This window comes from Streptomyces spinoverrucosus, assembly GCF_006539505.1.
GTDB lineage: Bacteria > Actinomycetota > Actinomycetes > Streptomycetales > Streptomycetaceae > Streptomyces > Streptomyces spinoverrucosus.
This window is the reverse complement of the sequence record NZ_BJND01000003.1, coordinates 20,901-47,028: the sequence shown is the minus strand read 5'-3', so window position 1 is coordinate 47,028 and position 26,128 is coordinate 20,901. Positions and strand designations below refer to the sequence as shown.

The following is a 26,128-nucleotide window of genomic DNA, read 5'->3' as shown; positions in this document are numbered from 1 at the left end:
CTGGGCGCGGTGCGGCGGCGGGAGTGGATCGGGTACGTCCGGGTCCCGGCCGCCCTGTCCGGGCTGCTGCTGCTCGTGTGGTTCCCGCTGATCAGCGGCCGGGTCGACGAGCGCTACCGGCTGGCCACCGGGCTGTCGGCGGACGGTTTCCTCGCCCGCTGGCTGCTGATCACCGCCGTCCTGTTCGGCGGCTCGGCGCTGCTGCTGGCGCTGCGGGTGCGCAGGGCGACGAAGCAGCGGCCTTCGACCGACCACTGACCGTCCACGGCGAGGCCCAGCACGCGCGCGTGCCGCAGCAGCGCCGGGGTGCCGAGGCGGGCCCACGGGAACGGGGCGCCCGCCGTGCCCCGCCCGTCGGTGACATGGACCTGGACACGTTCGTCGACGTCCACGGGCACCGTCTCGGCGATCACCAGACCGCCCGGCGCGAGGAGCCGGGCCAGCCGGTCGAGCAGGGCGTGCGGGTCGCCGCCGATGCCGAGGTTGCCGTCGATCAGCAGGGCGGTGCCCCACCGGCGTTCGCGGGGCAGCGGCTGGAAGACGGAGCGGCGCAGGGCCCGGCCGCCGAGGCGCGCGGTGTGCGCGACGGCGGCCTCGCTGACGTCGATGCCGAGCGCCGTACGACCTCGGGCGGCGAGTTCGGCCACCAGCCGTCCGGGACCGCAGCCCACGTCGAGCACAGCGCCCTCGCAGCGGGCCAGCACGGTGAGGTCGGCCTCGTCCGGGCGGGCGCACCACCGCTCCACGTCCAGCGGGAGCAGCCAGCCGTCACTGCGGCGCAGGAAGAGCGGGCCGCGCCCGGTGCGCAGGGCGTGCACATAGGGGTCGTCGGCGGTCCAGGGCAGCAGACTCCGCGTCTCTTGGGGGGCGCTCATCGGTGGGCGGCCGCCCGCAGCCGTGCCAGTTCCGCGGCGAACCGGCCGTGCGGTGCCAGCCCGGCCACCGCGTCGGCGTCGGCGGCCGTGTCGACGTCCCGCAGCCGCGGCAGATCCCGCACCCGCAGCCCGGCGGCGACCAGCCGGTCGCGCTGGACGGCCCCGGTGACCGGCGTCGACATCGGAACCCCCCGCAGCAACTCCGGCGCGGGCTCGGCGAGCCCCAGCGCCCAGAAGCCCCCGTCCTCGGCCGGACCGAGGTACGCGTCGCACCCGGCGAAGTCCACCGTCAGCAGCTCCGGCGTCACCTGCGGCGTGTCCATCCCGATCAGCAGCGCAGGTCCCCCACACCCGGCGAATGCCGCGGCCAGCCGCTCGTCCAGCCCGCCCGCGCACTGCGGTACGACGTCGAAACCCGGCGGCAGCCAGGGTCCCGGACGCCCCTCCAGCACCAGGATCCGGCGGCGGGCCGGTGTCGCGGCCACCGTCCGCAGGGTGTCCACCAGGGCCGCCTCGGCCAGCGCTGCCGCCTCGACGGGCGTGAACGGCGGCGTCAGCCGTGTCTTGACACGCCCCGGGCGGGGCTCCTTGGCGATGACGAGCAGGGTGGTCATCGGCGGCTCCCTTCGAGTGCGGTGGGCGGTTCGGCCAGGACGCGGCGCATGTCCCGTACCGCGTGCCAGGTGCCGCGCCAGGTGCCGGTGACCTTGGACGCGCCGGTGCGGGGCAGATACGGCACGTCGTGCTCGGTGACGTGCCAGCCCGCGTCGGCGGCGCGCACGACCATCTGGAGCGGATAGCCGCTGCGCCGGTCGGTGAGCCGCAGACCGAGCAGCGCCGCACGCCGGGCGGCCCGCAGCGGACCCAGGTCGTGCAGCCGCAGCCCCGTGCGCCGCCGCAGCAGCACTGCCAGCGCGGCGTTGCCCACGCGCGCGTGTGCGGGCCAGGCGTTGCGGCCCCGTGGCCGGCGCCGGCCCAGTACCAGGTCCGCCTCACCGGCCTGCACTTCCCGTACGAACGGGACGAGGAGGGACGGGTCGAGCGAGGCGTCGCAGTCGCAGAAGCAGACGATGTCCGCGGTGGCGGCGGTGAGGCCCGCATGGCACGCGGCGCCGAATCCGCGCAGCGGCTCGTGGACGACGGTCGCGCCGAGCGCGCGGGCGAGGTCCGCCGAGCCGTCGGTGGAGCCGTTGTCCACGACGAGGGCGCGCCATCCGGCCGGGATGCGCTCCAGCACCCAGGGCAGCGCCTCGGCCTCGTTCAGGCAGGGCAGGATCACGTCGACAGCGGGGGAGGGGTGAGGGGTCGTCACGGCTTTCACCCTACGAATGGAAGGCGGGCATATCGGACTTTGGTTGCTTACGAAACACGGACGTCGGAGGGCGGGCGCGGCCCTCGGCTCACACCTCGCGCAGCCCGGCCCGCGCGAACTCCCGCATGCCGTCCTCGAACCCGACCTCGGGCTTCCAGCCCAGCTCGGAGCGCAGCCGTGCGGAGTCGGCGGTGATGTGCCGTACGTCCCCCAGGCGGTACTCGCCGGTCACCACGGGTTCCGGCCCGCCGTACGCGTGCGCCAGCGCCCGGGCCATCTCGCCGACCGTGTGCGGCTCGCCGCTGCCGGTGTTGTACGCCGTGAGCGCGCCCGGCGCGGAACCCGCCTCCAGCGCGGCCGCGTTGGCCGCCGCCACATCCCGTACGTGCACGAAGTCCCGCCGCTGCCGACCGTCCTCGAACACACGCGGGGCTTCATCGCGGGCGAGCGCCGAGCGGAAGAAGGACGCGACCCCGGCGTACGGCGTGTCGCGGGGCATCCGGGGTCCGTACACGTTGTGGTACCGCAGCGACACCGCCGATCCGCCCGTGGTCCGCGCCCAGGCCGCCGCCAGATGCTCCTGGGTGAGCTTGGTCGTCGCGTACACGTTGCGCGGATCCACCGGGGCGTCCTCGGTGACCAGACCGGGCGTCAGCTCGGCACCGCACGCGGGGCAAAGGGGTTCGAAGCGTCCCGCCGCCAGATCGGCGACGGCCCGGGGCCCGGGCCGTACCACGCCGTGCCGCGCGCAGCTGTACCGTCCCTCGCCGTAGACCACCATCGACCCCGCCAGCACCAGCCGCCGTACGCCGGTCTCGGCCATCGCGGCGAGCAGGACGGCCGTGCCGAGGTCGTTGGCGGAGACGTAGTCCGGCGCGTCGGTGAAGCCGGTCCCCAGGCCGACCATCGCCGCCTGGTGGCACACGGCGTCGACGCCGGACAGGGCGTGGCGGACGGCGTCGGCGTCCCGCACGTCCGAACCGGCGTCCACGCGCACGTCGTACACGACGGGCTCGTGCCCGCCCGCCGTCAGCGCCTCGACCACATGGGACCCGATGAACCCGGCACCGCCGGTGACCAGTACTCGCATGTCCACACGCTAGGTCGGCGGACCGGCCCCGCCGCCGATCCGCGCCCGGCACGTCACAGGTCCGTAAGACACGCAAGGGGTCCGGCGGCATAGCCGCCGGACCCCTTGAGAACGGGCTCGCTTACGCGCCGCTCTCCCTGAGCATGTCCTCACGCTCGACGATCTTCACGCGCTCCCGGCCCTGCGGCTCACCGAGGGCCTTCTCCGCGGCGTCCAGCTTGTACCAGCCCTCCCAGGTGGTGAAGCGGACATTGCGCTCGGCGAGGAAGGCGTCCACGGCCTCGGGCTCCGGCGCCGACGGCGTGTGCAGACGGCTGTTGGCGAAGTCGTCCAGCAGGTTGGACACCGTCTCGTTGGCGTCGCCCTTGGTGTGGCCGATCAGGCCCACTGGGCCGCGCCGGATCCAGCCGGTGACGTACACCGACTGAAGGTGCGTGCCGCCCTCCTCGACGACCCGGCCGCCCTCGTCCGGGACCGTGCCCGAGTCGATGTCCCAGGGCAGCTTGGGGAGCTTGTCGGAGAGGTAGCCGACGGCGCGGTAGACCGCGGTGACGTCCCAGTCGGTGAACGTGCCGGTGCCCTTGACGTTGCCGGTGCCGTCCAGCTCCGTGCGCTCGGTGCGCAGGCCGACGACCTTGCCGTCCTCGCCGAGGATCTCCGTCGGCGACTCGAAGAAGTGCAGGAACAGCTTGTGCGGCCGGTTGCCGACGTCGCGGATCGCCCAGTTCTCCAGTGTCTTGGCGACCATGTCGGCCTGCTTGTTGCCACGCCGGGTCTCGATCGAGCCCTCGTCGTAGTCGATGTCCTCGGGGTCGACGATGACCTCGATGTTGGGGGAGTGGTCCAGCTCGCGCAGCTCCATCGGGCTGAACTTGGCCTGCGCCGGGCCGCGTCGGCCGAAGACGTGGATCTCCTTGGCCCGGTTGGCCTTCAGGCCGTCGTAGACGTTCGGCGGGATCTCCGTCGGCAGCAGCTCGTCCGCGGTCTTGGCGAGGACGCGCGCGATGTCGAGGGCGACGTTGCCGACGCCCAGGACGGCGACCTTCTCCGCTTCCAGGGGCCAGGTGCGCGGCACGTCCGGGTGGCCGTCGTACCAGGACACGAAGTCGGCGGCGCCGTAGGAGCCGTCGAGGTCGATGCCCGGGATCGGCAGCGCGCGGTCGGCCGTCGCGCCAGTGGAGAAGATCACACCGTCGTAGAACGAGCGCAGGTCGTCCAGGCTGATGTCGGTCGGGTAGTCGACGTTGCCGAAGAGCCGGATCTGCGGCTTGTCGAGGACCTGGTGAAGGGCCGTGATGATGCCCTTGATCCGGGGGTGGTCGGGGGCGACGCCGTAACGGATCAGTCCGAACGGCGCCGGCATCCGCTCGAAGAGGTCGATGGACACGCCGGGTTCGGCGGCCACGTCGGACTTGAGCAGGGCGTCGGCGGCGTAGATCCCGGCCGGGCCGGCTCCGACGATGGCTACCCGCAGCGGGCGGGGCATGATCAGGTTCCCTTCGAGCGGTGATGTTGCGACTCGACGGGAAGCCTAAGCTAAGGCATGCCTTACCTGGTACGCGGGTCCGACCTATGAGCTCATAAGGCCGCCTTATGGGATCCATAAGCGGCCACCGTGGCCCTCCCGGCACGCTACCTGCCACGGTGCTTTCCTTCTGCCTGTGGCCGTGAACCAAACCCGCGGTGGTATGCCGCCCCTGGACCTGCTGTCGACGTTCCTGGAGATCTACCGGGCGGGCTCGCTGTCCGCCGCCGCCCAGCGGCTCGGCGTGACCCAGCCCGCCGTCACCGGCCAACTCGCGCGGCTGGAGGAGCAGATCGGCGAGCCCCTGTTCGTCCGTACGCACAGGGGCGTCACGCCGACACAGCGGGCCGCCGCGCTCGCGTCCCGCATCGGCGTCCATGTGGACGGCCTGCGCGAGGCCCTGCACCCGGCCGACACCGAGGCGCCCCTCCAGGGGACGGTGAAGGTCGGGGGAGCGGCCGAGGTGATGACCCTGCGGGTGCTGCCGGTGCTGGCCGAACTGGTCGGCCGGGGCGTGACCGTCCACGTTACTCTGGGACTCGCCGACGACCTGCTGTCGCAGCTGGCCAACGGCCGACTCGACCTCGTCGTCTCGGCAGTACGTCCGTCCCAACAGGCCCTGCTCGCGGTGCCGTTGGTGGACGAGGAGTTCGTCCTGGTCGCCCCGCCCGCGCTGGCCCACACCATCGACGCCGACCGGCTGCGGGCCGAACCGGTGGCCGCGCTCGCCCATCTGCCGCTGGTGGCGTACGCCGACGAGCTGCCCGTCGTGCGCCGCTACTGGCGCAGCGAGTTCGGCCGCCGCCCACCGAACCCGGTGGCCATGGTCGTCCCGGACTTGCGGGCCGTCCTGGCGGCGGTGGTCGCGGGCGCCGGGATCTCCGTCCTGCCCCGCTACATCGCCGCCCCGGCCCTCGCCGCCGGGGAGGTCGTGCAGCTCCACCACCCCGAGGTGGCGCCGCTCAACACGCTGTATCTGGCCGTACGGCGGGGCGCCCCGGCCGGCCCCGCCGTGACCGTGCTCCGCGACCGCCTCCAGCAGGCCGCGCGCCGGTGGAACACGCTCTGAGCCTCACCCCGCCTGCCCCGCGCCGGGGGCGATCACGACCTTGCCCACGACGGTGCCGGACTCGGCGTGCCGCAGCGCGGCGGCCGCCTCCTGGAGTGGATAGACCCGGTCGATCCTGGCCTCGATCGCGCCGGATCGCAGCATCCCGAAGATCTGCGAGAGGTCCTCGCCCAACTCCGTCCGGTACCGCTCCGCATGCCGGGCCTTCCCGGCCCACAGGTTGAAGAAGTGGGCATGGCGGCCGTTGGGAAGGGCGTTCCACACCGCTAGCTTCACGACCAGCTTCAGGACCGTGATCGTGCCGCTGCCGGGCCGATCGCGGGTCGAGGCGCTGCCGTACGAGACGAGGGTGCCGCCGGGGGCGAGCATCCGCCACGAGTCCTCGATGCCCTTGCCGCCCACGTGGTCGAAGACCGCCGCCACCCCGCGCGGCGCCAGCTCCCGGACGCGGGTGAGGACATTCCCGCGGTAGTCGACCGGCGTGGCGCCCATCGCGGCGACGGCCTCCTGGTTGCGGGCGGAGGCGGTGCCGATGACGTGGATGCCGCTGCTGCGGGCCAGCTGGACCAGCACACTTCCGACGCCGCCATTGGCGCCGTGCACCACGACGGTGTCGCCGCTTCGGACCTTCGCCGTGCGGAACAGCATGCGCCAGGCCGTCGCGCCGTTGGTGACCAACGTCTCGGCCTCCACCGCCGTGACCCCCTCGGGGACCGGCACCAGATCCGCCGCGTCCAGCAGGACACGGTCCGCCCAGCCGCCGGTCTTGGTGAGCGCGGCGACCCGCTGCCCCAGGGCCACGGGGCCGGACTCCGGGGAGCCGAGCTGCTCGACGACGCCGACGAGGTCGTAGCCGGGGACGAAGGGGAACTTCGGCATGTCGTAGTACTTGCCGCGCCGCATCTGCTGCTCGGCGAAGGTCACGCCACTGGCCTCGACCCGCACCAGGGCCTGGCCCGGGCCGGGCGTCGGCAGGTCCCGCATCCTGAGTTCGAGGCTCTCGGGCTCTCCGACGGCGGGGAGGACGACTTCGGTGGCTCGCATGGTTGGCTCCTTCTTCGACTGAGTTAGTGATTAACCACTCACTCACTGGGGCTTGTGAGGGGCGGCTGTCGGTCCGTGGAGGAACCGGACGGCCGCCCGGGTCGGTTCGGTCGGTCAGTAGTGCGTGATGCCCGCCGCCAGCGTGCGCGTCCAGGGCGCGTCGACGGCGTTCGCGTCGATCGAGACGATCAGGTGGCAGAGCATGCCGGTCGCGAAGAACTGCTGGATCTGCTGCTCGCTGCCGCCGGAGGCGCCGCGGACGTATTCGACCGTCCGGGCGTATCCCGCCCTGACCGCATCCCTGATGGCGGGCTCGGAGACCGCCGCCGCCTGGGCGTGCAGCTGTACCAGCAGCAGGTCGTTGTCGCTGATCAGACGCGCGTAGGCATCGCCCATCGACTCCAGTGCCGCTTCGGGTGTACTGCCCTTCGCTTCGGCTGCCCCGCGTTCGAGGGCGGCGCGCACCTGGACGAAGCAGTGCTCCACGACCGCGGTGAACAGTGCCTCCTTGTTCGGGAAGAGCCGGTAGACGTACGCCTGTGAGATACCGGCCGCCTTGGCCACTTCCGTCGTGGTGGTGCCGAAGTAGCCGCGGGCCGCGAACGCTCCGATGGCGGTGCGCAGCACGGTCTCCCTGCGCTCCTCGGCGGTGGAGAGTCGACGCTGTTCTGCCTTCATGTGAGTACTTAATCACTCACATTCTCGGGTCGTCAAGGGTCGGTAGTCGGTGCGGCTCCGGTGCGCAAGTGTGAGCCATAAGCAGTCTTATGGCCTGAGGAATGCACTTCGCTGATCGCTGATGGAACCTGGAGCCATGACGAAGATTCTGATGGTCATCTCAGGCGCGGACAGCATGCAGCTGGCCGACGGTTCCACCCACCCCACCGGCTACTGGGCGGAGGAGGTCGCCGCCTCCCACCAGGTGCTCACCGACGCGGGCGTCCAGGTGTCGATCGCCACCCCCGGCGGCGTACGTCCCACCGTCGACGCCCTCAGCCTCGACGAGCGGGGCGGCGTGCCGGAGGCCGACGCCGAGCGGTTCCGCGCCTACCTCGACACCCTCGCCGACCAGCTTGCCGCGCCGCTCGCCCTGTCCGGCGTACGGCTCGACGACTACGACGCCCTCTATCTCCCCGGCGGCCACGCCCCGATGGCCGACCTCACGCAGGACGCCGACCTGGGCCGGCTGCTCAACGAGGCCGACGCGGCAGGCAGGGCGGTGGCGGCCCTGTGTCACGGTGTCGCCGGTCTGCTCAGCGCCGAGCGGCAGGACGGCGGCTTCACCTTCGCCGGACGCACGCTGACGTCGTTCAGCGACGAGGAGGAGCGCCAGGGCGGTCTGGGCGACAAGATGCCCTACTACCTGGAGAGCAGGCTGCGTGAGCAGGGTGCCGTGGTCGAGACCGGCCCCGCGTGGAGCAACACGGTCGTGGTGGACGGCAACCTGATCACCGGTCAGAACCCGCAGTCCAGCACGGCGACCGCCGAGGCCGTACTGAAGGCGCTCGGCCGGCGCTGAACCCGGGCGGATGCGGGTCGTCTCCCGGGGTCGTCAGCCCGGATGGCGATCCGGGTCGTCAGCCCGCGTCCGCGCGGGCCGACAGCCCGTGACGCAGGCACTCCGTCAGACCGGCCGCGATGCTCCCGTCGGGGTCCAGGCGGGGGTTGAAGATCGTGACGTCCAGGCCGACGGCTCGTTCGTCGGCCAGGGCCGTGCTCAGCACGTCCTCCAGCTCAAGCCACGTCAGTCCACCGGGCTGGCGGTAGTCGACGGCCGGCATGACCGCGTCGTCCAGGACATCGACGTCGAGGTGCACCCAGTAGCCGCCGGGTACGCTCGCCAGCCGCTCGACCGCCTGGCGTGCGGCCGTGCCGGCGCCGACGGCACGGACCCCGTCGAGGTCCATGGCGTACAACTCGGGCGGCAGGGGCTGCATACCGAACTGGGCGGACTCCGCGGCGTCGCGGTAGCCGAGTACGACCACGTCCTCGTCGCGCACCAGGGGGCCGCGGCCCGCCAGGTCGGCGAGCAGCCGGGGGCCGCGGCCGGTGGCCAGCGCGAGGTCCATCGAGGCGGCCTCGCCCATCGGTTCCGCCTCCGGCTGGTAGAAGTCGGTGTGGCCGTCGAGGAACAGCAGGCCGTGCCGGCCGCGCCGCTTCAGGGCGAGCAGATTGCCGAGCAGGATGCTGCAGTCGCCGCCGAGCACGACGGGAAAGCGGCCGGAGTCGAGCGCCTCGCCGACCGCGTCGGCGAGCCGGAAGGAGTACTCCGCGATGCCGGTGCTGTTGAGGACCCCGGTGTCGGGGTCCCGCTTCGGGTCGTAGGCGGGCGGTTCGACCCGGCCGGCCCGTACCGCGCCCGGGATGTCCAGCAGACCGGCGGCGAAAAGGGCCGCCGGGAGGTCCTGGACGCCGGACGGCCGCAGCCCCAGGACGGACGGCGCCTCGATGATCGCCAGTTCCCGCACGTCACAGTCCCTTCGCCGGTGGGCGGCCACTTGGCCATGGTCGCGCAGAAACGCGGACGCCGCCCGGTCGGCAGGTCCGGGCCCAGGGCCTGTCGTTTGGATCAGGTCGGCTGAGAGAGACTGCGGCTTTCAGCCGACCCGAGCGGGGGCGATGGGGGTGCCCCCGCGCGAGCTGGTTCGAGCGTGGGGGAGTCGGCAACCGACGACAACGCGGCTGGGGGCACCCCCTCTGGGGGAGTACGTGCCAGGCCCCGCGACGCCGGCGTGATCCAAACGACAGGTCCTAGGACGGTCAGTGGGCCGGGTCTCCGTCACGTCGGCAGTACAGGAACAGGTGCGGCTCGGGGATCGCCTCCGGATGTGCGGGAGTGAAGACCGTGCGGTCCTGCCGGAGCACCGTGAGCCCCGCCCCGCCCGCCATCGCGGCGAACTCCTCGGCGCCGAAACTCGTCACCCGTACGGGCTGCCCCATGAAGACGGCCTCGACGTCCTGCACGTCCAGCGGCACGGTGGCGAGCACCAGGTGACCGCCGGACCGCACCGCCCGCGCCAGCCGCCGTACGAGCGCGGACTGCTCCTCGCGGGACATCTGGAGCAGGGAGAAGTACACGCACACCGCGTCGAACGACCCGTCGGCGAGCGGCAGTTCGCGGATGTCGGCGCACTGGAAGGCGGCGCCCGGCACCTGCCGGCTCGCGAGGTCCACCATCACGGGTGAGACATCGACGCCCAGGACGTCGTGGCCCGCCTCGGCGAGCGTCTGCGCCGTGGGACGTCCGGTCCCGCTGCCGACGTCCAGTACGCGGCTGCCGGGTTCCAGTTGCGCGAGCAACCACTCAAGCGACGCCCGGTGCGCATCGGACCCCGCGAACGCCTTCTCGTACGCCGCCCCGATCGCGTCGAACGCGGTTGCGGCGGGCGGCCGGTGATCCCCGTCGGTCACGATGCGTCCCTTCGTCACGGATGTGCCGTGCATCGTTCCATTCACGGGCCGGGGTCACAACGGGTTATGGCGGGCAAGGTGCCCTTGGGGGGGAGTGGCTTGCGGCTGGGGCGGTTGCGGTCGGCTGGGCCGTCACGGCAGGGTGCGGGCGTGACCACCTTGTTGATCGTGCATCACACGCCCTCGCCCAACTGCCAGGCCATGCTGGAAGCGGTGATCTCCGGTGCGACGACGCCGGAGATCGAGAACGTCCGGGTCGAGCGACGGGCGGCGCTGTCCGCCACGGCGTCCGACGTGCTGGCCGCCGACGGCTACCTTCTGGGCACCCCGGCGAACCTCGGCTACATGTCCGGCGCCCTCAAACACTTCTTCGACCAGGTCTACTACCCGTGCCTGGACGAGACGCGCGGCCGACCCTTCGGCTACTACGTGCACGGCGGCAACGACGTCACCGGCGCGGTGCGCGGCATCGAGTCGATCACGACCGGCCTGGGCTGGCGACGCACGGCCGAGGCGGTCACCGTGACCGGCGAGCCGGACCGGGCCGACATCGAGAGCTGCTGGGAGCTGGGGGCGACGGTTGCGGCCGGGTTGATGGAGTCGTAGGGGCTGATGCAGCTGAGGGCGCCGATGGGGCCTGTGGGCGGCGAGGGAACGGTGGGTGCCTGATGGAGCCGTGGGCGGCGAGGGAGCGTTGGGTGCCTGATGGAGCCGTGGGCGGCGAGGGAGCGGTGGGAGGCTGATGGAGCCGTGGGCGGCGAGGGAGCGCTGGGTGCCTGATGGAGCCGTGGGCGGCGAGGGAGCGGTGGGAGGCTGATGGAGCCGTGGGCGGCGAGGGAGCGGTGGGCGGCGAGGGAGCGGTGGGTGCCGATGGGGCCGTGTGCGCCGGGCCCTGGGGCTGATGGAGCCGCAGGGCTGATGTGGCTGTAGGGGCTGATGGAGCCGGGGGCGGAGCCGCCCGCATCCGCCCAGCCTCAGCTCGGCGATCGCGACCGTCCGGGTTCCCGCGTCAGCCCGCACCGGCGGGCCGGTCGTCCGCAGGCGCGGTATCCGCCCGGTCCCGGCTCGGCGATCGCGGCCTCCGGGGTCTCCGGAGGCGCCTGCGTCAGCCGGCACCGGCGGTCCGGTCGTCCGCAGGCGTGGTATCCGCCCAGCCCCGGCTCTGCGATCGCGGCCTCTGGGGTCTCCAGAGGCTCCTGCGTCAGCCCGCACCGGCGGTCCGGTCATCCGCACGCGCGGCATCCGCCCAGCCCGGGTGGTCGTCCGCCCCACCCCGACGGGGCCGATCACTCCGCAGCCCGGCTCGCCTCGGCTGTCGGATGCACTGCCGGATAGCGCTCCGCCACCTGGACCATCAGCAGCAGGAGCAGGGCCGCCAGTGAGGCCAGTGAGGCGGACACCGCCGTGAGGCCTGCGCTCCAGGGTGGGGCCACCGTGAGGTGCATGGCCTGCGAAAGCCCCGCCGAATGGACCCGGCTCTCCAGAAGCCCGGCACCTGCCAGCCCCGCCGGCAGCAGCATGCCCGTCATCAGTGCCGCGACACTGGTCCGCAGCGCCAGCACCACGGCGAGCGTCAGGCACAGCCCGGACATGCCGAGCGTGACCGCGAAGACGCTGAGCGGCGCGCCGTCCCGGCGCAGCGGGAAGTACGCCGCACCGCACACGACGAGCGCCGCAGCAGCGAGCCAACTCGGCCAGAAGACCGGCCTCTTGGGCTGCGCCGGGGGACGCGCGCGCCGTATGCGCAGGTGCCGCCTGGCGCGCGGACGCGCCACCTCCGAGTCCGGCGCAGGCATCGCGGCCTGTGCGAAAGCCGTCTCCGGGGTGCCCTCGGCGAGCGGCCGCACGTCCGCCGCCGCTTCCGCCTCGCACTGCCGTTCCTGGGCCAGCCGGCCGATCAGCTCCACGAGTTCCTCTATGGGCCGCCCGGTGGCCGCCGCGCGAACCGCCTCCTGTCCGCAGTGCGGCTGCAGCGAGGCCTGGTGCAGCAGCGCCATCAGCCGGGACACGTCCTCAAGGCACCGTCGCTCGACCGCCACGCGGATCGTTTCGTCCGCGCTGTCCGCCTCGCGCGGCGGCCGGGTCAACTCGACGACCAGTCGGGCCACGTCCTCGACGGGACGGTCCAACGCGACCGCCCGCAGCACGGCGCCGACGGTCTGCGCGTACTCAGGCGACTGCTCCATCAGCGTGACCAGCCGGACGATCTCCTCCAGCGGCCGATCGCTGACCGCGGCATGGACGAGGTCACCGACCGGATCCAGGAACGCCGAATCCGGCACACTGCCGCCCGCGCCGGGGTCGGGCGCGGCGGGGCGCTGGGGAGCGGTGTCGTCCAGCGGGTGCGCGGATCCGAGGAGGGCCGAAGGGTCGCTGCCGAGCGCTGCACCCATGGCGGACGCCGTGCCGACGGCCGGGGTGGTACCGGTCGGTGGCTCGCCGACGAGGGCGGTAGCGGGTGCCGGTTCGCCGACAGGTGCGGTGCCGACGAGGGCGGCAGCGGACGGCGGCGGCTCGCCGACGGGGGCGGGCTCGCCGAAGACTATGTCGGACGGGTTCGACTGCTCTGGTGAAGAACGCGTGGTCATCCTGAGCTCCAAGGGAGTTCGTGCGGCCGCTCCTGCGCTGCCGAAGCGCGACACGCGATGTCCCTGACCATTACTAGGTCCCGCCCCGACGCCTCGCCACCCGGGTGCATCGACCGTGTGACACCCAACGGGGTCCCGGACGTGTGTCCGAAACCACGCCATCGATGAGCTCCGAGCCATGTCGTCACCCCAGGGTCGCGGGCTACCGTTTTTGGCCAGACCCATCCCCTCGCACACGGCGCGGACGCCCCTCCGCACCCAGGACTCGGACGGCTCGGCAGTGCTCGCAGATCTCTCCCCCCTCATCGCGGCGACCGCCCAGTGGCTCACGCGCGCCTACCCGGCGTCCGGCGGAGCCCTGGCCTCCGCCCTGTGCGAGGTGCAGGCGCGGCAGGCCGTGACCGTCGCGGCGTGGCTGCGGTATCCGACGCAGATGGACGCCGCGCTGGTCGGGATGGCGGGGCCCGGAGGCTCCGACCGGCTCGACTGGATCACCGGCGCGGACGCGGGCGGGGCGGACGACCCGGACGCCTACGCCTGGCGGACCTGGGTGGACGAGGTCGTGGCGAGCTGGGCCGCCTGCCTGCTCACCGACCCCGAGCTTGCCCACCTGGCGGTGGCCGCGCTGGCCGACGGCAGTCATACGACCGGGATACCGACGGAGTTCCGCCGCCTGCTCGCGCCCGACGCGAGCGACCGGCGGGCGGCGGCGCTGTTGCGCCACCCCGACCTCCTGGCACCGGTCGCCGAGCTGCACCAGGACGGGCTGCTGGACCGGCTGGGGCCGGGGCAGGCGCTGATCGCCTGAGGCCGTGGCCGACGGGCCTCCGCCGGCCGGACAGCCTCGGCGGTTCACTCGGTTTGCCGTCGGTTCACGCCTCTTTCCCGCGACCCGTCAGCGCGTCCCGCACCCGGTCCACGAGCCCCGCGCCCGGCGCCAGCAGCTTGTTCAGCGGCGGCTTGTCCGGGGCCGACGGGTGCGGACGGGTTGGTGCGATCATCTTCGCCTGGCGGACCTTGTCGCCCAGCTCCTCCAGCGCCTGCGGCGAACACGCGGCGCGCAGCTTGGGGAAGAGGTTCTCCTCCTCGTCGGCCACGTGCGCGCGGATCTCGTTCATGAGCATGCCGATGAGGCGGTCGAACTCGGGGTCGTCCGCGTCGCAGCTCTCCAGGTCCTTCATGATCTGCTCGGCCTTGGAGTGGTCGTCGATCTCCTTGTCGGCCAGGGCGTCGCCGTTCGGCACGTGCTCGCGTACCGCGGGGTAGAGGTAGGCCTCCTCGGCCACCGAGTGCCGGACCAGCTCCATCGTGACCTGGTCGGCGTGGAGCTTGCGGTCCTTCTCACCGGGCGGCAGCGCCTCGATGCGACCGAACAGCTCCTCGACCTCTCGGTGATCGGTCACCAGCTCGTCGATGACGTTTCCACCATGTCCCATGATCCTTGCCTCCTGCGTGAGCACGGCGGCTCCGGATGAGACCCGCCGCCGCACGAGTGCCCTGCGCGCGGCGGACTAACACGGGCGGGGCCGTGCTCACACGCGCCAGCTGTACCGCCGCTCGGGCCGTCCGGCCACGCCGTACCGCAGGGACACGTCGGCGTTGCCGGTGGTGTGGAAGTACTCCAGGTAGCGGCGGGCGCTGACGCGGGAGACGCCGGTCAGGGTGGCGCACTCGGTGGCGGAGAGGGTGCCGTCGGCGGTGCGCAGGGCGCGCTCGATGAGTTCGGCGGTCTCCACGCTCATGCCCTTGGGCAGCCCGCCCGCGGCAGGCGTGGGCGCGGCTCCGGCCAGGACACGGTCCACGTCCGCCTGGCCGCGTACGACGGTGGTCAGCAGACGGCCGCGCTGGGCGGCGTACCGCTCCAGGCGGGCCCGCAGGTCCTCGAACTCGAACGGCTTGAGCAGGTAGTCGACCACGCCATGGCGCACGGCACCGCGTACCGTGTCGGCCTCGCGGGCGGCGCTGATCACCATGACGTCGCAGTCGTGGCCGGCGGTGCGCAGCCGGGGGATGACGTCCAGGCCGAACATGTCCGGCAGATACAGGTCGAGCAGGACGAGGTCGGGGCGCAGCTCGTCGACGGCGTCGATGGCCTGCCGGCCACTGCTGGCGACGCCGACCACGCGGAACGGACTGACCCGTTCGACGAAGGCGCGGTGCACCCTGGCCACCATGAAGTCGTCGTCGACCACGAGGACGTCGATCGCGTCCGGCGTACCGGACGTTTCCTCTCTGCCGGTCATCGGCCCGCTCCTTCCGCCACCGCGTCGGTGAGGTGGCTGACGGTCATGCGTGCGGTGAACAGGGCGCCGTCGGGTGTGTTGCGCACCGAGATCTCCCCGCCGTGACGCTCGCAGACCAGCCGGGTCAGCGCCAGGCCGATCCCGCGCTCGCCGTTCTGGGCGGCCTTGGTGGTGAAGCCGTGCGAGAACACCTCCCGCGCCAGCTCAGGCGCCACACCTGGCCCGGAGTCCCGCACAGCGATCTCCACACTGGCGGCATCCTGCCGCAACTCAACCTCGACCCACGCCTCACGCCGACCGCCGGGTTGACCGCTGCCCGAGGCTTGACGGCGGCCGCCGGGTCGGCCGTCACGCCGGTCCTCGTCGCCCCCGCCGGGCTGGCCGTCACGCCGGTCTTCATCGCTCCCGCCGGGCTGGCCGTCACGCCGGTCCTCGTCGCCCCCGTCGGGTCGGCCGTCACGCCCGTCCTCATCGCCTCCGCCCGGTTCGCTGCCGCCCCAGGACTCACCCCCACTGTCCGATCGCCCGGCACCTCCCGCCGCCGCATCCACCGCGTTGTCCACCAGGTTGCCCACCACCGTCGCCACGTCCGCCGCGTCCTCCGGTGTCAGGCGGTCGAGGGCTGTGTGGTCCGAGATGCGCAGGTGGACCTTGCGTTCGGCGGCCTGGGAGGACTTCGCCATGAGGAGGGCGGCCACCGTGGTGTCGCGGACGCGGCGGCTGAGGGTGATGTCCAGGGACTGGCGGTGCTGGTTCAGGGCGCGGATGTAGCGCACCACCTCCTCCTGCTCGCCGATCTGGATCAGCCCGGAGATGGTGTGCAGCTGGTTGGCGAACTCGTGCGCCTGGGCGCGCAGCAGCTCGGACGAGCTGCGGAAGGAGCCGATCTCCCGCTCCAGCCGCGCCAGTTCGGTACGGTCCCGCAGGGTGGTGACCGAGCCGAGCAGCCGCCCGTCCTTGCGTACCGTCATCCGGTTCATGACCAGGACCCGACCGCGCCGGATGACCACCTCGTCCCGCTTGTCGGCCGCACCGTCCCGGTCCCCGGCCAGCACGTCCCGCAGCCGCCCCTCGACACCGAGGTCGGCCAGGCTCCGCCCCACGCAGTCCTCGGGCAGGTCGAGCAACCGCCGCCCCACCTCGTTCACCAGCGTCAGCCGGTGCTGCGGATCGAGAGCGACCACACCCTCGGCGATCCCGTACAGCATCGCCTCCCGGTGCTCGGCCAGCCCCGCGATCTCCCGCGGCTCCAGGCCGAGCGTCTGCCGCTTGACCCGCCGAGCCAGCAGCAGGGACCCGGCCAGCCCCAGCCCGCTCGCGATGCCCAGATAGGCGAGGAGATACGAGGAGGCGCCACTCAGCCGCTGCCACACGGTGGGGGAGGCCTCGCCGATCATCACCGTGCCCAGGTGCTCACCGAGGTTCTCCCGCGTCGCCCCCAGCACCGGCACCTGAGCCACCCGCTCGCGCCCGCCGTCCAGCGACAGCTCGCCCGACCAGCCGCGCCCCTCGACCGCGCCGTCCCCGAGCGGCAGCGCCTTGCCGATCGCCGTCGGGTCCGTGGAACTGACGATCCGCCCCTCCGCGTCCGCCACCGTGACCGAGGTCACCCCGGACTGCGACTGCGTGGCGTTCACCAGCGGCGCCAGCGCCTCCCGCGGCAACGGCAGCACCAGCTGGCCGCGCACCAGCGGATTCGCCGCCAGCTGCTCGGCCAGCGCGCTCACCCGGCGGCCCTCCACCCGGTCGAAGGTCGCCTCCGACTGGGCCAGCGAGACCGCGGCGATCGCCACCAGCACGACCACCACGATGGCGAGCTGGAGCACCAGCATCTCGCCGGCGAGGGTCTGACGACGGAAGGTGGCGACCACGACGTACTCGATCTTTCGGCAGGGGGCTTCCGGGGCGGGGTCGCCCCATCATGGCCTCCACCTGCGCCGGAGGAAAGAGACCGGTCGCCGGCAAGACGGCAGCCGCGGGCGCCGTCGACACAAAGACGAAGTTGACACAAAGACCAAAACCTTCGTTGGTTCCGCAAGCGGGACAGCCCGTTAACGCGGGGGCAACATGTGGCCCACCTCACCCTCCCCCACAGGGCTTTCCCCAACCGCATCGACCAACCGACAGGTGGTGGCACTCGTGCGCCTGCGCACCCCCCTCGCCCTGTTCGGGGCCGCCGTGCTCGTCCTCCTCGGACCACCGCTGCTGACCACCGGCAGCAGCACCGAGACCGGCACCCAGATCCCCGGCCTGCGCTTCATGGTCCCCAACACACCCGGCGGCGGCTACGACATCACCGCCCGTACGGCCGCCAAGAACGCCGAGGACGCCGGACTCACCCCCAACATCGAGGTGTTCAACCTGCCCGGCGCCGGCGGCACCGTCGGCCTCACCCGCCTGGTCAGTGAGCACGGCAACGGCAAGCTCGCGATGTCGATGGGGCTCGGCGTCGTCGGCGCCGTCCGCTCCAACGACGCGCCCAAGACCCTCGCCGACACCACCCCGATCGCCCGCCTCACCGAGGAACAGGACGTCGTGGTGGTCGCCAAGGACTCCCCGTACCGGACCATCGACGACCTCATCGACGCCTGGAAGGCCGACCCCGGCAAACTCCCGGTCGGCGGCGGCTCCTCACCCGGCGGCCCCGACCACCTCGCGCCGATGCTGATGGCGCAGGCCGCCGGGATCTCCCCGAAGCAGGTCAACTACATCCCGTTCGACGGCGGCGGCGAACTCCTCGCCTCCATCCTCGGCAACAAGGTCGCCTTCGGCGTCTCCGGCGTCGGCGAGTACCTCGACCAGATCAAGGCGGGCGAACTGCGCCTCCTCGCGGTCACCGGCCCCGAGCGGGTCGACGGCCTGGACGCGCCCACCCTCCAAGAGGCGGGCTACGACGTGAACTTCACCAACTGGCGCGGCATCGTCGCCCCGCCCGGCCTGACCGACGCGGAGCGCGACAAACTCGTCCGCCTCATCGAGGAACTCCACGACTCGCCCGAGTGGCAGGCGTCCCTGAAACAGAACGGCTGGGACGACGCCTTCCTGTCCGGCGAGGAGTTCGGGGACTTCCTCAACGCCCAGGACCAGCGTGTGGTCTCGGTACTGAAGGAGCTGGGACTGTGACGACTCAGACCACCGACATCCCCCCGGCGCCCGCCTCCGCCCGCCGCTCCTGGCTTCGCGACCACTCCGAACTCGGCGTCTGCGTCCTGCTGCTGGCCCTCGGCGTGCTGGTCCTCACCGACGCGCTCGCCATGGACGTCGACATCGCCCAGCGCGGCCCCGTCGGCCCCAAGACCGTGCCCATTGTCGTCGGCGCCGGACTGCTGCTCATCGCCGCCCTGCTCGCCGTCGACGTGCTGCGCGGCGGCCGCGGCCAGGCCGAGACCGGCGAGGACATCGACCTGTCCGAACCCGCCGACTGGCGTACGGTCCTGCTGCTCGCCGGCGTGTTCCTGGGCGCCGCCGTCCTCATCGAACCGCTCGGCTTCCCCATCGCGGGCGCTCTCCTCTTCTGGGGTGCCGCGTTCGCCCTCGGCAGCCGTCGCCTCGACCGCGATCCGCTCATCGCGGCCGTGCTGTCCCTCGTCACCTACGCCGTGTTCAACAACCTGCTCGGAGTGCCGCTGCCCGGCGGCCCCCTGATGGGAGCGCTGTGAGATGAACGCCCTCAACTCCCTGCTGGACGGCTTCGGCACGGCACTGACCCCGATCAACCTGCTCTGGGCCGCCCTGGGCGTCCTGCTGGGTACCGCGATCGGCGTCCTGCCCGGCATCGGCCCGGCCATGGCGGTCGCGCTGCTGCTGCCGGTGACGTACGGACTCGACCCCATCGGCGCGTTCATCATGTTCGCGGGCATCTACTACGGCGCCATGTTCGGCGGCTCGACCACCTCGATCCTGCTCAACACCCCCGGTGAGAGCGCCGCCGTGGTCGCCGCGATGGAAGGCAACCCGATGGCCAAGGCGGGGCGCGGCGCACAGGCGCTGGCGGCCGCCGCCATCGGCCACTTCGCCGGCGGCATGGTCGGCACCATCCTGCTGGTCGCACTCGCCCCGACGGTCGCCCGGCTCGCCGTCGACATCGGCGCACCCGACTACTTCGCCATCATGGTGCTCGCCTTCATCGCGGTGACATCCGTCCTGGGCTCCTCCCGCATCCGCGGGCTCGCCTCGCTGCTCATCGGGCTGACGCTGGGTCTGGTGGGCCTGGACCAGATGACCGGACAGCAAAGACTCACCTTCGGCTCGCTCCAACTCGCCGACGGCATCGACGTCGTGATCGTCGCGGTCGGCCTGTTCGCGATCGGCGAGGCCCTGTGGGTCGCCGCCCATCTGCGGCGCCGGCCGGCCGAGCCGATCCCGGTGGGCCGACCGTGGCTGGGGCGCGGCGATGTGCGGCGCACCTGGAAGTCCTGGCTGCGCGGCCCGTTCATCGGCTTCCCCTTCGGCGCGATCCCCGCGGGCGGCGCCGAGATCCCCACCTTCCTCTCCTACGTCACCGAAAAGCGCCTGTCGAAGCACAAGGACGAGTGGGGCAAGGGCGCCATCGAGGGCGTCGCCGGACCCGAGTCCGCCGCGTCGGCCTCGGCGGCCGGCACGCTGGTGTCGATGCTCACGCTGGGCTTGCCGACCACGGCGGTCGCCGCGGTGATGCTGGCTGCCTTCCAGCAGTACGGCATCCAGCCCGGCCCGCTGCTCTTCGAACGCGAGCCCGAGCTGGTGTGGGGCCTGATCGCCTCGCTGTTCGTCGGCATGGTGCTGCTGCTCGCCCTCAACCTGCCGCTCGCGCCGCTGTGGGCGAAGCTGCTGCGCATTCCGCGGCCGTACCTCTACGCGGGGATCCTCTTCTTCGCGGCGGTCGGCGCGTACGCGGTCGGCGGCGAGGTCGTCGACCTGGTGATCCTGCTGATCATCGGCCTGATCGGCTTCGGTATGCGCCGCTACGGGCTGCCCGTGCTGCCCGCTGTCATCGGCGTCATCCTCGGCCCCAACGCCGAGCAGCAGCTCCGCCGCGCCCTGCAGATCAGCGACGGCAGCGTCACCGGCCTGGTCAACACGCCGTTCGCGGTGACCGTGTACGCGGTGATCGTCGTGCTGCTGGCCTGGCCCCTGCTGAAGCGACTCGTACGCCGCGACCGCACGGCGGCGTCGTCGTAGCCACCCTCGCCGGGGCCGGGCCGCACGGCCCGGCCCCTGTGCGTGACGTCGAGCAGAACGTCAGACGTCCTTGATTGTCGCGGTCACGGGGGTGCCGGTCTCGACCGTGCGGCTGACCGTGCACAGACGGTCATGGGATGTCCTGACGGCGCGGGGAAGAATGGCGCGTGCGCGCTCCGCGCCCTCGCCGTCCGGGAAGGCAACGGTGAAGGTGACCGCGAGGTTGACCATGCGGTTGCCGAGATCGTCGCTGATCTTGTCGCCGGTCACCGCGACGGAGAATTCGGTGGGCTCCGCATGGCGACTGGTCGCGACATCGACGTCCACGGCCGTGCAGCCCCCGATCGCGGCAAGGAACAGCTCGACCGGGGTGAACTCGGTGTCCTCGCCGGCACCGGAGGCCGTACCGAAACTGATCGATCCGCCGCGGGCGTTGGTCGCGACGAAGTGGCCACTGCTCGTGCGCTCTACGACAACGGAACGCGCGGATCGCTCGGATTTCTCACTCATGCCGTCGACAGTAGTGCCACGGAGCGCTGGAGCCGCGGCGGTCGACCGGAGGGGGCGCGATCACACGTCGCGGCTCAGCCCAGGTAGAAGTCCCTGCGAGCGGCCACGAACTCTTCGACCGATCGCGCAGGTACGCTCGTGACCTGCTGTACGTCGTTCGTCGCACGGTCGTAGCGGTTCTCGCGATGCAGCCGGGCCATGGTGGCGATGTGCTCTTCGGTGTGCGACGGCAGGCCCACCTTGGCGAGGACTCCGGCCCGCCACTCGTCCGGCGGGACGTCCACATAGGTCACCGGAGTCCCCAACGCCCGGGAGAACTCCTCGGCCATCTCCGTCATGTCCACCGAGCGCGGGCCGGTGAGCTCGTAGACATGTCCGATGTGCGGGCCCGGGTCTCGCAGCACGGTGGCGACGACTCGGGCGACGTCCTCCACGGCGACCGGCGAGGTGCGCCCAGTGCCGAACGGCAGCGCGATCGTGCCGCTCTCCCGGATCGTGCGGGCCGGCAACACGGTGAACAGCGGGTTGTCCAGGAACGACGTCGGCCTGATGTGTACCACCGGCAGGCCCGACCAGTTCAGTACCTGCTCCGCCAGCCAGTGCAGCCGCTGCTGGCGCGACTCGGCGGTGCTGGTGGCGGTCATCTGCGATACCGTCATCTGGGACATGCCCACGAGTGCGTCCAGGTCTCCGTGCTCGCGCGCCACGCTGGCCACCACGGTCGCGGCCAGCAGATGGTCCGGTGATACGGGCATGGCGAAGTACATCCTGCCGACGCCCTCCAGCGCCGCCGCGACGCTCTCGGGCCGGGTCAGATCGCCGAGGACGACCTCCCCGCCGAGGCCACGCAGCTCAGCCGCCCGTTCGTCGTCGCGACGCACCATGACGCGTACGGGCACGTCCTGTGCGCGCAGTTGCTTGAGGACCGCGCGGCCCACGTCACCGGCGTTGCCGAGGAGAACCAGGTTGCTGGCGACCATCGATCAAGCTCCTGCCGAGATGCTTTGCTGTGCGGTGTCCGGGAGAATGGGAAAGGCCCAATTCGAAGAACAAGGGGCACGACATGCCCATCATTTCACGCGGATTTCACGGCCGGGCGCGCGATGCGCGGCACAAACTTCCTCCTGGGCAGTACGAGACCGCCGACTTCCCCGTTCTGTCCGCCGGGCCCACACCCACGGTGGACCTCGACGACTGGGAGTTCACCATACGCACGGAGACGGGCGCACGGCACATCTGGAACTGGGCCGATTTCATGGCGTTGCCCGCCGAGACACCGACCGTCGACCTGCACTGTGTCACCAAGTGGTCGAAGTTCGACACGGAGTGGCAAGGAGTGTCCTTGGACGTCCTTTTGGAGGCCGTCGCGACCGGTGCTGAGTATGCGCTTGTTCACTCCTACGGTGACTACACCACCAACCTGCCCCTGGAGGACCTCCTCGACGGGCAGGCATGGATCGCCTACCGATACGACGGTGAGGAACTCGCGCCGGAACACGGCGGCCCCGCCCGACTGCTGATTCCGCACCTGTACTTCTGGAAGTCCGCCAAGTGGGTGCGCGGAATTCAGTTGCTCGACGACGAAGAGCGGGGTTTCTGGGAAAACATCGGCTACCACGATTATGGGGACCCATGGCGCGAGCAGCGGTACCAGGGCGACTAGGCGGCCGACTGCGCTGGAAGCCCGCCCGTCTGGCTGATCGGCGCAGCGAGTCCCAGGTTGCGCGCACCCTCGTGTTCGAGGTGCCGGACTGGCCGGGTCATCTGGCTGGGCAGCATGTCGATCTGCGGCTCACGGCGGAGGACGGCTACTCCACCCAGCGCAGTTACTCACTGGCGTCGGCGCCCGACGGCGAGAGCGTCGAGTTGACCGTTCAGCGTGTCGACGACGGCGAGGTCTCCCCGTACCTGACGGACGAACTCGCAGTGGGCGACGTGGTGGAACTGCGTGGGCCGGTCGGAGGCTGGTTCGTGTGGCGGCCCGAGCAGAAGGAACCGATTCTGCTCGTCGCCGGCGGCTCCGGCGTGGTACCCCTCATGGCGATGATCCGCATGCGCCGCGCGGTCGGCAGCCGCACGCCCTTCAAGCTGGTGTACTCCGTACGCAGCCCTGAGTACCAACTCTTCGTCCCCGAGTTGAGACGGGACGACCCGGGCCTCGACAAGAGGTACCTCTACAGCCGCTCGACCCCACCGGAGTGGCCGCGTCCTCCCGGGCGTTTCACCGCTTCCGACCTGTCAGGCGCCGGGTGGCCACCGGACTTCGAGCCCACTTGCTACGTCTGCGGTTCCACCGGATTTGTCGAGACGGCCGCCGGACTGCTGGTGGCCCTCGGCCACCACCCGGGCCGTATCCGAACCGAGCGTTTCGGACCCAGCGGATAAGGAGCGAATCTCCATGAGCCTGACGCCTGACTTCCTCGACGGCAACGCCGCCGCCGGGGAGCTCGAGTCTCTGTTCGGAACCGATATGACCATGGCGTCCGGACGGTGCCGCGGCTGCAGCGAACAGATGGTGCTTGCCCAAACGCACGCTTACCTCGGCGGTCCAGGGATGGTGCTGCGCTGCCCCGGCTGCGACAGCGTCCTGCTTCGCCTGGTCCGCTCTCCCACCCAGATGTGGCTCGACGCCGGCGGACTGGCTTACGTCCGGATGCCGGTACCGGTACAGACATGAACGACCGTGTGCGAGAACTCGCCTCGCGCGTACGTACCCCCGACGTCGTCGATGCCATGGGACGGATGCACCGCCATCGGTGTCACATCAACGACCTGGTGAGCCCGACCCCGGGGCGCGTCCTCCTGGGCCCGGCGATAACGATCTCTTATCTCCCCTCGTGCAAGGAAGCGCTCCCACCTGAGCAGTACACCTTCTCCCGACTGTTCCGTGAGGCCATCCGGCAGGGCGCACAGGGCCGCGTGCTGGTTCTGGCGAGCAACGGGCATACCGACGTATCCCTCGGGGGCGGATCAAAGCTGTCGCTGGTGGCGGCGCACGGTCTCGCGGGCGTCCTGGCCGACGGTCGTCTTCGGGACTTCGTCGACATCACGACGTACGACTTCGCCGCCTACTGCTTGGGGCAGACGACCAAGTGGGGCGGCGATGTCGTCACGCCCTTCGAGGCCAACCGGCCGGTCGTCGTGTCCGGCGTGACCGTCCGCCCGGGTGACTACGTGTTCGCGGACGCGTCCGGCGCTGTCGTCGTCCCCGCCGCACAGGTCGTCAGCGTGTTCGAAGAAGCCAACCGCGTCGCCCAGGTCGAGGCGGCCTACGTCGAGGGAGTCCGTCAAGAAGGCTCCGCTGACAGGTCCCGGTAGGTCTCCAGCAGCCTCAGCCGTACCTCGATGATCGTGGGAAACGCCGACACGGCGTGCCAGAGTCTCTCCACGGCGACGGCGGTCACCCAGCATGTGTCGTCCACGGTCACCCAGGTGCCCGGAGTGAGACCGATGGTCTCCAGGCCGAGGTCGGCGGTCCGCGGGGCCCGGCCGGTCGCGAAGAGGATCTCATCCGCGGCCAGCTCCGCGCCGTCTGCCTCCATCCTGGCAAGCAGTCCGGCGCCGCGGACCAACATGGTCACCTCAGAGCCGAGCGCCTGCCAGGCGGTGGCCATCTCGACGGCCACGGTGGGCGGGGACCGCGGCGACGTGCAGGGGCCCATCCACCGCCTGGCGCAGCCCGTGCACCCGGCGCGCGTCGGCCCTGGCCAACCGAGGATGATCACATCGTAGGTGCGCCCGGTCACCGTTCATCAATGGCCTGGTTCATCACTGTGCGCCGTTGCCGTACCGAGGGTCTGAGGCCGTGTCAGCGGCCGGGGGCCCGCTGCTTGACCTCCTGGAGCACCCAGCCGTTGCCGTCCGGGTCGTTGAAGGTGGCGTAGGAGCCGTAGGAGGCACGGTCGGGGTGCGGGCCGGCCAACCGCCCCTGGTCCTGGCCATGGTGGACGACCCCGCCGGCTTCATGGCCGTGGTAGAAGATGCCTCCGTCATCGTGGAACACCTCGCTCACCTCGATGCCTCGGCCGACGAGCTCGGCGCGGGCCTCCTCGATGTCCAAGACGACGAGGTACAGGCCCTGCACCGAGCCCGGCGCGGCGCGGGTGAGCCCCTTGCCGAAGATGATCGAGCACTCCGAACCGGGCGGCGTGAGGTGTACCGCGCGCCAGCCCTCACTGGGCGCGGCATCGAGGTCCAGACGGAATCCCGCGGCCTCGTAGAAGGCCTTGGCCCGATCGACGTCGGAGACGGGCAGCACGATGAGTTCGAGCTTCAGATCCATGGGGGGCCATCTTCTTCCTTTGGCTTACTTCTCGTTCTCGGCGACCGCGTCTTCCGGCCTCTGCGTGAGCTCACGCAACTCGAATGACCGTCTTGCCGGCTGTTCCCTTCTTCGCGCGGAACGCCTCCGGCGCACGGTCGAGGGGATGGACTGCGCCCACCAGCGGGCGCAGCCGGCCCTCCCGGTGCCTGCGGAGGATCTCCAGGAGGTGACCACGGTCGGGTTCGACGATGAAGTACATGGCCCGGCCGTCCTCGGGCCGTACGGTCGGGGGCTCGGCGATGGTCACCAGGGTGCCGCCGGGCCTGAGCAGGGCGGCCGAGCGGTCGAGTACGTCCCCGCCGATGGCGTCGAAGACGAGGTCGACGCGCCCCACGGCGTCCTCCCACCCCGGCTGTTCGAGGTCGAGGAACACCTCTGCGCCGAACTCCAGCACCAGGTCCCGGTTCCTCCCGCGCCCCGTCCCGATCACACGCGCCCCGGCATCGCCGGCAAGCTGAGTCGCGGCCATTCCCACGCCCCCTGCCGCTCCGTGCACCAGCACGCTCTGCCCGGCCTCCAGCCTTCCGTGCACGAAGAGGCCCTGCCAGGCGGTCAGGCCCGGCATCGGCAGAGCCGCCGCCTGCACGTGGTCGATTCCCGCGGGCAGCGGTGCCAGATTGCGCGCCTCCACCGCGACGTACTCCGCGAGAGTGCCGTCCCGGTTCCAGTCGGTGAGCCCCATGACACGTTGGCCGGCCGACAGCCCGGTCGTGCCGACCGCTACCTCGGCGACCTCACCCGACACCTCGTGTCCTGGAGTGACGGGCGCTCGGTCCCTGCCGCCCCGGTCGACCCAAGTGGCCGGCCAGTCCAGCTCGTTCGGGGTGAAGCAGGCCGCGCGCACCCTGACGATGACATCGCCCTCGCCCGCGTACGGGTACGGTGCCTCCTCCACGACCAGGCTGTCCACAGCCGCGTCACGATCATGGGTTCGTACTGCCTTCATCGCCCCTCCCTCCGGCAGCGAGGCGAGTCCC

General features: G+C 71.6%; 28 protein-coding genes and 1 pseudogene. 11 read left to right on the top strand and 18 right to left on the bottom strand.

Features of this window, described 5'->3' with window-relative positions; all coding sequences use genetic code 11:
- Positions 1-113 precede the first annotated feature (113 nt).
- The 5 genes from SSP24_RS00725 to SSP24_RS00705 form a co-directional block, all read right to left on the bottom strand.
- Positions 114-875: a class I SAM-dependent methyltransferase gene (locus SSP24_RS00725; RefSeq protein WP_141306562.1), complete on the bottom strand. Its 762-nt coding sequence runs from the start codon at positions 873-875 to the stop codon at positions 114-116.
- The gene (locus SSP24_RS00720) at positions 872-1,489 is read right to left on the bottom strand and encodes a TIGR04282 family arsenosugar biosynthesis glycosyltransferase (RefSeq protein WP_141306561.1); all 618 of its coding nucleotides are present in this window, start codon (positions 1,487-1,489) and stop codon (positions 872-874) included. Before SSP24_RS00720 ends, SSP24_RS00725 begins: the two co-directional genes overlap by 4 nt.
- Positions 1,486-2,196 (bottom strand): glycosyltransferase family 2 protein, encoded by a 711-nt coding sequence (locus tag SSP24_RS00715; RefSeq protein WP_141306560.1) that lies wholly within the window; start codon positions 2,194-2,196, stop codon positions 1,486-1,488. Before SSP24_RS00715 ends, SSP24_RS00720 begins: the two co-directional genes overlap by 4 nt.
- Positions 2,197-2,275: 79 nt before the next feature.
- A complete protein-coding gene (locus tag SSP24_RS00710) occupies positions 2,276-3,277 on the bottom strand; it encodes an NAD-dependent epimerase/dehydratase family protein (protein WP_141306559.1) in 1,002 nt (333 codons plus the stop codon).
- Positions 3,278-3,398: 121 nt separating this feature from the next.
- Positions 3,399-4,763: an FAD-dependent oxidoreductase gene (locus SSP24_RS00705; RefSeq protein ID WP_141306558.1), complete on the bottom strand. Its 1,365-nt coding sequence runs from the start codon at positions 4,761-4,763 to the stop codon at positions 3,399-3,401.
- 175 nt (positions 4,764-4,938) lie between these two features.
- Between SSP24_RS00705 and SSP24_RS00700 the strand changes: the two genes are divergently transcribed.
- Positions 4,939-5,871, top strand: a complete 933-nt coding sequence (locus SSP24_RS00700; RefSeq protein ID WP_229864807.1) for a LysR family transcriptional regulator — start codon at positions 4,939-4,941, stop codon at positions 5,869-5,871.
- 3 nt (positions 5,872-5,874) lie between these two features.
- On the opposite strand, the gene SSP24_RS00695 is transcribed toward SSP24_RS00700, so the two are convergent.
- Positions 5,875-6,915 (bottom strand): medium chain dehydrogenase/reductase family protein, encoded by a 1,041-nt coding sequence (locus SSP24_RS00695; RefSeq protein WP_141306557.1) that lies wholly within the window; start codon positions 6,913-6,915, stop codon positions 5,875-5,877.
- Between the two features lie 114 nt (positions 6,916-7,029).
- Positions 7,030-7,593 (bottom strand): TetR/AcrR family transcriptional regulator, encoded by a 564-nt coding sequence (locus SSP24_RS00690; protein ID WP_141306556.1) that lies wholly within the window; start codon positions 7,591-7,593, stop codon positions 7,030-7,032.
- A 136-nt stretch (positions 7,594-7,729) separates the two neighbouring features.
- On the opposite strand from SSP24_RS00690, the gene SSP24_RS00685 reads away from it, so the two are divergent.
- Positions 7,730-8,434 carry a type 1 glutamine amidotransferase domain-containing protein gene (locus SSP24_RS00685; protein ID WP_141306555.1) on the top strand — a complete coding sequence of 235 codons (705 nt, stop codon included), beginning with the start codon at positions 7,730-7,732 and terminating at the stop codon, positions 8,432-8,434.
- 58 nt (positions 8,435-8,492) lie between these two features.
- Here the strand turns inward: SSP24_RS00685 and SSP24_RS00680 are convergent, their stop codons facing one another.
- Both SSP24_RS00680 and SSP24_RS00675 read right to left on the bottom strand, forming a co-directional pair.
- On the bottom strand, positions 8,493-9,383 hold the full coding sequence (locus SSP24_RS00680; RefSeq protein WP_141306554.1) for an arginase family protein: 891 nt from the start codon (positions 9,381-9,383) through the stop codon (positions 8,493-8,495).
- Positions 9,384-9,675: 292 nt separating this feature from the next.
- Positions 9,676-10,359: a class I SAM-dependent methyltransferase gene (locus tag SSP24_RS00675; protein WP_141306553.1), complete on the bottom strand. Its 684-nt coding sequence runs from the start codon at positions 10,357-10,359 to the stop codon at positions 9,676-9,678.
- A gap of 117 nt (positions 10,360-10,476) precedes the next feature.
- On the opposite strand from SSP24_RS00675, the gene SSP24_RS00670 reads away from it, so the two are divergent.
- Entirely contained in the window at positions 10,477-10,932 is a 456-nt protein-coding gene (locus SSP24_RS00670; protein ID WP_141306552.1) for a flavodoxin family protein, read from the top strand.
- Between the two features lie 680 nt (positions 10,933-11,612).
- On the opposite strand, the gene SSP24_RS00665 is transcribed toward SSP24_RS00670, so the two are convergent.
- Positions 11,613-12,914 carry a hypothetical protein gene (locus SSP24_RS00665; protein ID WP_229864808.1) on the bottom strand — a complete coding sequence of 434 codons (1,302 nt, stop codon included), beginning with the start codon at positions 12,912-12,914 and terminating at the stop codon, positions 11,613-11,615.
- Positions 12,915-13,194: 280 nt separating this feature from the next.
- Here SSP24_RS00665 and SSP24_RS00660 point away from each other — a divergent pair, with 280 nt between their 5' ends.
- Positions 13,195-13,722: a hypothetical protein gene (locus tag SSP24_RS00660; RefSeq protein ID WP_141306738.1), complete on the top strand. Its 528-nt coding sequence runs from the start codon at positions 13,195-13,197 to the stop codon at positions 13,720-13,722.
- 64 nt (positions 13,723-13,786) lie between these two features.
- Here the strand turns inward: SSP24_RS00660 and SSP24_RS00655 are convergent, their stop codons facing one another.
- The 3 genes from SSP24_RS00655 to SSP24_RS00645 all read right to left on the bottom strand — a co-directional run bounded on the left by SSP24_RS00655 (position 13,787) and on the right by SSP24_RS00645 (position 17,028).
- On the bottom strand, positions 13,787-14,350 hold the full coding sequence (locus tag SSP24_RS00655) for a hemerythrin domain-containing protein (RefSeq protein ID WP_141306551.1): 564 nt from the start codon (positions 14,348-14,350) through the stop codon (positions 13,787-13,789).
- 96 nt (positions 14,351-14,446) lie between these two features.
- Complete coding sequence (locus tag SSP24_RS00650; RefSeq protein ID WP_141306550.1) at positions 14,447-15,157, bottom strand: response regulator; 711 nt, start codon at positions 15,155-15,157, stop codon at positions 14,447-14,449.
- Complete coding sequence (locus SSP24_RS00645; RefSeq protein WP_229864809.1) at positions 15,154-17,028, bottom strand: sensor histidine kinase; 1,875 nt, start codon at positions 17,026-17,028, stop codon at positions 15,154-15,156. The genes SSP24_RS00650 and SSP24_RS00645 overlap by 4 nt, the downstream gene beginning before the upstream one ends.
- Positions 17,029-17,296: 268 nt before the next feature.
- Between SSP24_RS00645 and SSP24_RS00640 the strand changes: the two genes are divergently transcribed.
- From SSP24_RS00640 to SSP24_RS00630, 3 genes are read left to right on the top strand one after another with little or no spacing between them, the layout of a single operon-like run.
- Positions 17,297-18,280, top strand: coding sequence for a Bug family tripartite tricarboxylate transporter substrate binding protein (locus SSP24_RS00640; protein WP_167529473.1), 984 nt, complete (start codon positions 17,297-17,299; stop codon positions 18,278-18,280).
- Positions 18,277-18,816: a tripartite tricarboxylate transporter TctB family protein gene (locus SSP24_RS00635; protein ID WP_141306547.1), complete on the top strand. Its 540-nt coding sequence runs from the start codon at positions 18,277-18,279 to the stop codon at positions 18,814-18,816. Before SSP24_RS00640 ends, SSP24_RS00635 begins: the two co-directional genes overlap by 4 nt.
- Before the next feature lies 1 nt (position 18,817).
- Positions 18,818-20,317 carry a tripartite tricarboxylate transporter permease gene (locus tag SSP24_RS00630; RefSeq protein WP_141306546.1) on the top strand — a complete coding sequence of 500 codons (1,500 nt, stop codon included), beginning with the start codon at positions 18,818-18,820 and terminating at the stop codon, positions 20,315-20,317.
- Between the two features lie 60 nt (positions 20,318-20,377).
- Here the strand turns inward: SSP24_RS00630 and SSP24_RS00625 are convergent, their stop codons facing one another.
- Together SSP24_RS00625 and SSP24_RS00620 are read right to left on the bottom strand one after the other, a co-directional pair.
- Positions 20,378-20,827, bottom strand: coding sequence for an OsmC family protein (locus SSP24_RS00625; RefSeq protein WP_141306545.1), 450 nt, complete (start codon positions 20,825-20,827; stop codon positions 20,378-20,380).
- A 74-nt stretch (positions 20,828-20,901) separates the two neighbouring features.
- Positions 20,902-21,807: an NmrA family NAD(P)-binding protein gene (locus SSP24_RS00620; protein ID WP_141306544.1), complete on the bottom strand. Its 906-nt coding sequence runs from the start codon at positions 21,805-21,807 to the stop codon at positions 20,902-20,904.
- Positions 21,808-21,890: 83 nt separating this feature from the next.
- Here SSP24_RS00620 and SSP24_RS00615 point away from each other — a divergent pair, with 83 nt between their 5' ends.
- The 4 genes from SSP24_RS00615 to SSP24_RS00600 are packed head-to-tail and all read left to right on the top strand — an operon-like array spanning position 21,891 to position 24,145.
- A complete protein-coding gene (locus SSP24_RS00615) occupies positions 21,891-22,490 on the top strand; it encodes a sulfite oxidase-like oxidoreductase (protein WP_141306543.1) in 600 nt (199 codons plus the stop codon).
- Entirely contained in the window at positions 22,460-23,212 is a 753-nt protein-coding gene (locus SSP24_RS00610; RefSeq protein ID WP_141306542.1) for a ferredoxin reductase, read from the top strand. Before SSP24_RS00615 ends, SSP24_RS00610 begins: the two co-directional genes overlap by 31 nt.
- Positions 23,213-23,225: 13 nt before the next feature.
- A complete protein-coding gene (locus SSP24_RS00605) occupies positions 23,226-23,504 on the top strand; it encodes a DUF6510 family protein (protein WP_141306541.1) in 279 nt (92 codons plus the stop codon).
- A complete protein-coding gene (locus SSP24_RS00600; RefSeq protein WP_141306540.1) occupies positions 23,501-24,145 on the top strand; it encodes an RraA family protein in 645 nt (214 codons plus the stop codon). Before SSP24_RS00605 ends, SSP24_RS00600 begins: the two co-directional genes overlap by 4 nt.
- On the opposite strand, the pseudogene SSP24_RS00595 reads toward SSP24_RS00600, so the two are convergent.
- The 3 genes and pseudogenes from SSP24_RS00595 to SSP24_RS00585 form a co-directional block, all read right to left on the bottom strand.
- Positions 24,115-24,453: pseudogene (locus SSP24_RS00595) on the bottom strand (NAD-binding protein); the annotation flags it as partial. The gene SSP24_RS00600 and the pseudogene SSP24_RS00595 overlap by 31 nt on opposite strands.
- 182 nt (positions 24,454-24,635) lie before the next feature.
- Positions 24,636-25,109, bottom strand: coding sequence for a VOC family protein (locus tag SSP24_RS00590; protein WP_141306539.1), 474 nt, complete (start codon positions 25,107-25,109; stop codon positions 24,636-24,638).
- 70 nt (positions 25,110-25,179) lie between these two features.
- Entirely contained in the window at positions 25,180-26,097 is a 918-nt protein-coding gene (locus SSP24_RS00585) for an NADP-dependent oxidoreductase (RefSeq protein WP_174864558.1), read from the bottom strand.
- Between the last annotated feature and the right edge of the window lie 31 nt (positions 26,098-26,128).